Source organism: Lactiplantibacillus sp. 30.2.29 (assembly GCF_018991255.1).
GTDB lineage: Bacteria > Bacillota > Bacilli > Lactobacillales > Lactobacillaceae > Lactiplantibacillus > Lactiplantibacillus pentosus.
This window is the reverse complement of record NZ_JAGYGU010000071.1, coordinates 1-3,147: the sequence shown is the minus strand read 5'-3', so window position 1 is coordinate 3,147 and position 3,147 is coordinate 1. Positions and strand designations below refer to the sequence as shown.

The following is a 3,147-nucleotide window of genomic DNA, read 5'->3' as shown; positions in this document are numbered from 1 at the left end:
TACAACCATTCAGGCAACGACCCAGGCTAAACTTGCCGAGCTCCCACGAACAACCCAGCGGCTCGTCAACCCAGATCTTTACCCGGTCTACATGACGACCACACTCAGCCAGTTACAAACTAGTTTGTTGAATAAAATGACGATACTAGCAGATTAACAAACGAACACGCGTAGCAACGACCAAAGCCACTTCTGTACTTAGCGTTCAAATGACCGCTAAGTACAGAAGTGGCTTTAGTTTATATCAAGTAACAGTTAGCTCACTGACCAGTAATTTGATCATGTTCACCCGGGGTCAATATTTTGGTCATCACCGTAATCAAATACGCTTGTTCGCGCTCAATTTCAGTTCCCGGCAATTCCAGCATTAACTGCGCTAGGTAACCGAATAGCTGCGATAACAAACTTTGCAGTATCAAATCATTCGGCCAATCCACAATCAAATGATCTGCTTTTAGTTGATTTATGACACTTCCCATCTGCTTGACCATCTTAGGCGCAATCTGGCTAAGAATCTGTTCGCGTCGTTCGGTGTCAAAAGCTACCATTTCAAAAATGACCTTTAACTCTTTCACGTTAGCTTTAGCAAATGCAACTCGGTCCGTAAAAATTGCTGTGACGAATGCCTGTAGACTGGGATAACGCTGCCGTAATTTATCCTCTGAAAAATCACTCGCTAAGATTGGCACAATGTGCGCGGTAATTGGTGCTAAGATGGCATCCCGTAAGGCAGCCTTAGTCTTATACCGCCGATAGACCGTCCCCTCCGCAACGCCGGCCCGTTGTGCAATATCACTAGTACTGGTCTGGTCAAAACCCTTTTCAGCAAACAAATCGAGACTTGCCTGGAGGATGGCCCGTTGCTTAGGTGTAATCGTTTCATTCTGACTTAGATCCTGTTGAAAATAATCCCGTATCCGTGGTCGTTCCATATCCTCACACCTTCCGATAACGTTTCATTCCAACAATATTCAACATTGTTAGTACGACCATAAACCCTACTAATATTAACAAATTGACACCAATATCGCCAAGCCCAGCACCCTTTGTCACAACAGCCGTCAACGCATTAGCACCATAGTATAACGGCATGATGTGGGCAATTGCTTGCAACCAACTGGCCATGCCATCGACTGGAACCAACCCAGCAAAAAAGATTTGTGGTACAACAATCAGTGGAATAAACTGAATCATTTGAAATTCTGAGTTAGCAAAGGTGGAAATAAAGATACCCAAGGTCAAAGCCACTAACGCTAATAATAAGTTAGTCAGAAAGACCAGCCAAATACTACCAACTAAGTGAATCTTGAAGACCGTAATTGTAAAAACAACGGTCAGGACAGTCTGAATGATGGCAAAGCCCCCATAACCAATTAGATAGCCCATAATAATTTCACTCCGTCGAATTGGGGTTGCAAGTAGCCGGCTTAGGGTTCCAGTAGTGCGTTCATTCAAAAGTGAAACGCCAGAAATCAAGAACACAAAGAAGAAGACAAAGAAACCGAGAAAGGCTGGCAAAAAGCTTTCAAAGAACGTTGAATCACTACTACCATAAATATAATGAGACTTAGTCGTATAACTGGTTGCTTTAGCTGACTGAGTCGAACTAGACGTCGTGGCTGTGGCTTGCTTGAGTTGCTTTTGTAATTTCTCAGCAGTTGCCTGGTCACCGCGTGCCTGGGCTTGTGCAATGGCAGTCTTCAGCTTGGTCACCGTTGCTTGTGTCTGGGCTGCTGTCAGCTTCTTCAAAGCGGCTTGTTGCGATTCAAGGGCCGCGCGCTGTTTCTTAGTAACGGTCACCAGCGTCTTCATTTTCAACTTGACTAATCCTGATTGTAAACTCGCCTTAATTAAAGACGTGTTGGTTGGATTGCTATTTGAATAAGTAATCGTCAATTGACCATTTTTCTGAGTCAAATAGCCATCTAGATCATGCTGCTTAATCATTTTCCGTGCCTGTGAACTATCATAATGATGAATCGTCACGTTTTTGGTATCGATCACGTTAACCACGGATTGGTCTACATGATGAACACCCAAGCTTGCTAATTGCGTCGTGTTGTTTTGAAATAAGAAATACATCAGCGTCATAATCAGCAATGGTGCCAAAAACATCAGCGCCAAGGTACGCTTATCACGTAACATTTGCTTAAAAACTCGTCTAACGATTGCCATCGTTCGCATCTTGCATCCGCCCCGCTTTCAAAAAGACCTGTTCGATCGTATCTACTGCATACTGTTGTTTCAGTGCCGCGGGTGTCCCCTCAGCAAGCGCAATCCCGTGCCGAATCAACATGAGATAATCACACCGTTCTGCTTCGTCCATGACATGCGTTGTCACGAGCATCGACTTACCGGTATCCTTGAGCTTATTTAGTTCGGTCCAAATTTGTTGCCGTAATTCTGGATCAATCCCAACGGTCGGTTCATCTAAAATCAATAATTGGGGATCCTGAATCAGGGCAATTGCCAACGACAAGCGCCGTTTCATCCCACCCGAATAGCCACTGACCCGCTTGTCTAATTGGGACGTTAAATCAACTAATCCGGCTGCATAATCAATCATTTGTGCTAACTTTATTTTTGGAACGCTCATCAATTGCCCAAACAAGGTCAGGTTTTCACGGGCCGTTAGTGTCTCATACAAAGCGTCACTTTGGGCCATATACCCTACTTGTGCCATTACCGCCCTATTGGGCATCACCGTATCCATGACTTTAACAGTGCCACTATCCACAGCTTCCATCCCTAAAATACTCTTGATCAAGGTGGTCTTCCCAGCTCCTGATGGCCCAATCAAGCCATAAATCATTCCAGCCGGCAGTGTCAAATCAATCTGATTGAGCACTTGCTGATGACCAAAGTGCTTGCTGACCTGCTTGGCGATGACATAATCCGTTGCCATTTTAATAACCCTCTTTCTCAAAACGAGTGTATACTCACTCACTTAATGGCCTTAGTATAATCAGTACATCTCGGTTTGTCAACATTAAAATGAGTTATCACTCACTTATTTTGTTTCCGGCCTATTTGTCACCGCATTGCAAACAAAAATGCGCCACCCCGTTGTTGGGATGTCGCATTTTAATTAAATAGCAGCACTGATATAAGCGTTAGCAATGTTTAAGCCTACCGATTTTTTAATAT

The 3,147-nt window shown here is 44.0% G+C and carries 3 protein-coding genes and 1 pseudogene; 1 reads left to right on the top strand and 3 read right to left on the bottom strand.

Annotated features, from left to right (window positions below):
- Nucleotides 1-157 (top strand): annotated as a pseudogene (locus KGF65_RS17360) (nicotinate phosphoribosyltransferase); the annotation flags it as partial.
- Nucleotides 158-260: 103 nt separating this feature from the next.
- On the opposite strand, the gene KGF65_RS16435 reads toward KGF65_RS17360, so the two are convergent.
- Genes KGF65_RS16435 through KGF65_RS16425 form a run of 3 tightly spaced genes read right to left on the bottom strand, consistent with a single transcriptional unit; the run spans nucleotide 261 to nucleotide 2,905 of the window.
- The gene (locus tag KGF65_RS16435; RefSeq protein WP_025025373.1) at nucleotides 261-932 is read right to left on the bottom strand and encodes a TetR/AcrR family transcriptional regulator; all 672 of its coding nucleotides are present in this window, start codon (nucleotides 930-932) and stop codon (nucleotides 261-263) included.
- 4 nt (nucleotides 933-936) lie between these two features.
- Entirely contained in the window at nucleotides 937-2,184 is a 1,248-nt protein-coding gene (locus KGF65_RS16430) for an ABC transporter permease (protein WP_027822874.1), read from the bottom strand.
- On the bottom strand, nucleotides 2,162-2,905 hold the full coding sequence (locus KGF65_RS16425) for an ABC transporter ATP-binding protein (RefSeq protein WP_003581836.1): 744 nt from the start codon (nucleotides 2,903-2,905) through the stop codon (nucleotides 2,162-2,164). The genes KGF65_RS16430 and KGF65_RS16425 overlap by 23 nt, the downstream gene beginning before the upstream one ends.
- Between the last annotated feature and the right edge of the window lie 242 nt (nucleotides 2,906-3,147).

Coding starts and splice junctions, on each gene's coding strand:
- KGF65_RS16430 (WP_027822874.1), bottom strand. CDS start 2,184: ATGCGAACGATGGCAATCGTTAGACGAGTTTTTAAGCAAATGTTACGT.
- KGF65_RS16425 (WP_003581836.1), bottom strand. CDS start 2,905: ATGGCAACGGATTATGTCATCGCCAAGCAGGTCAGCAAGCACTTTGGT.
- KGF65_RS16435 (WP_025025373.1), bottom strand. CDS start 932: ATGGAACGACCACGGATACGGGATTATTTTCAACAGGATCTAAGTCAG.